The organism is Tritonibacter sp. SIMBA_163 (assembly GCF_046535935.1).
In the GTDB taxonomy this organism is placed as follows: Bacteria; Pseudomonadota; Alphaproteobacteria; order Rhodobacterales; family Rhodobacteraceae; genus Epibacterium; species Epibacterium scottomollicae.
This window is the reverse complement of record NZ_JAWJBP010000059.1, coordinates 1-1614: the sequence shown is the minus strand read 5'-3', so window position 1 is coordinate 1614 and position 1614 is coordinate 1. Positions and strand designations below refer to the sequence as shown.

Genomic DNA, 1614 nt, shown 5'->3' with positions numbered 1-1614 from the left:
AGGTCTCGTGCCAAGTTGGTCTCCATTACAGATACCAGCTTGAATCACGCCCGCGAGCGGATGTGAATCCCTTTTGTTAACACGACCTAGAAGGGCAGCTAGTCGATAGAGAGAAAGGGTGGTTCGTTAAGCCGAACCCGTCTTGTGATGCTTCAGCGGTGGTCGCGACACTCACGACACGCGCCGAATGGATCCAATTCGGTCGGGTTGACGATGTCGAACCAAGCGGCGGAATCGGAAAGCGAGCCGCTCAGTTCCTGAAAGGTAAGAAGTCACGCGACAAGGACCTGTTCAGACTTTTGCTCCGGACCCTCGCAGCACGGGGGCTGCAGAACGCTTTGAGTCGGGATGCGACGCTGGCGGTTTATCCCCACGTATTGCGCAAGCCCGTTGCCCTCGATGGGCTAAGTGATGCTCGCCCTATGGCGGTTCCCGCAGGGTCTCCCCTTCGCTCAATCGGTGTAGATTCAACAGTAATCGACAATTTCCTTAGTACAGACAGCCAAGGGCGCGTTGCTGTGTTGAAGCAGGTGGGCGCGCCCTCAGAAGAGCTACAGAGAATCCTTAGCGATAACGGTGGTCAACGTCCGCGCTCCGAACGCCTCTTCATCGCTGGCACCGCCCCGCCGTCAGCTCTTTGCATCGCTCGAATTCACAATGTCCCGTGAAGCTGTTCCCACGTCGCATTGGGACGCTGAGAACAAAAATCGAAGTCGCACCGACTTGGTGGCGCTGGGGCTGATCGAGGTCCGTGACGGTAAAGTTCACTCGCTTATACCTGACAGCGCATCTGCCGAAGACACGCTTCGGCACGCAGCCATGAAAGCTCCTACCCTACAATCCACACGGGAAATCCTACTCGAAGACCCGCACCGGACAGGTGTCGAAATCGGCGAGGAAATCGGCACGCGTTTCAGCCGGAACTACAACAGCGAAGCTTCGAAGCTGCGGGTGGGGAACGCCTTGCGTAGGTGGGCAATATGGCTTGAGCCTCACCTTGTTGATCCGACAAACGCCAAAGGCGCGGCTGGGTTGCGTATTTCCGCGAAGTCCGAACGTCCGGGTATCGGCGCGCCAAGCTTCGCGACGCCTGAGAATATCCGGAAGGCACAGGCGGCACTGGATCAAGGGACCCGTGCCGAAGACGTCGCAAAGATGATCGGCGTGTCGCGCGCAACGATCTACGGATGGTCAAAGCAAGGGCTTGTCTCAATCCCTAAAGCCAGATGAAGGCTGACCTACCGCGCAAAACAATGCGCCCGGTTTCTGCTGGATAATCGCATCTTGGTGTAGCATTCAGACCCCGGTTGGGTGCAGACAGTGGAAGCGTTTGGACTGACTGCTAAATCGACCGGTCAGCCACTGCACTTAGCACCTGCGAAGCTATGGTGCAGAACCGGCCATGCGCCGCGCCAAGCGCAAATGACAGCTCTGGGCCGGGAGCGCGGACGCTCCCAGTGAAAGTCAGTGTCCGACTAGTCGCAGTCAGCATGTCTGCCGGGATCCTAATTAAAAAAATAGACGCAAAGCACCAGTTCAACCGGCTTTGTTGCACAAATGGCATGAGGGATTCACTGTTTAAATCCAGTGGGGGTAGCAATGGAGCATGAGCAG

The 1614-nt window shown here is 56.9% G+C and carries 1 protein-coding gene; it reads left to right on the top strand.

Annotated features, from left to right (window positions below; translation table 11 throughout):
* Positions 1–657: 657 nt before the first annotated feature.
* Entirely contained in the window at positions 658–1230 is a 573-nt protein-coding gene (locus R0J92_RS21330) for a hypothetical protein (RefSeq protein ID WP_411053113.1), read from the top strand.
* Positions 1231–1614: the final 384 nt, after the last annotated feature.

What these genes read in the sequence shown, in the direction of transcription:
- R0J92_RS21330 (WP_411053113.1), top strand. Translation starts at nt 658, where the DNA reads ATGTCCCGTGAAGCTGTTCCCACGTCGCATTGGGACGCTGAGAACAAA.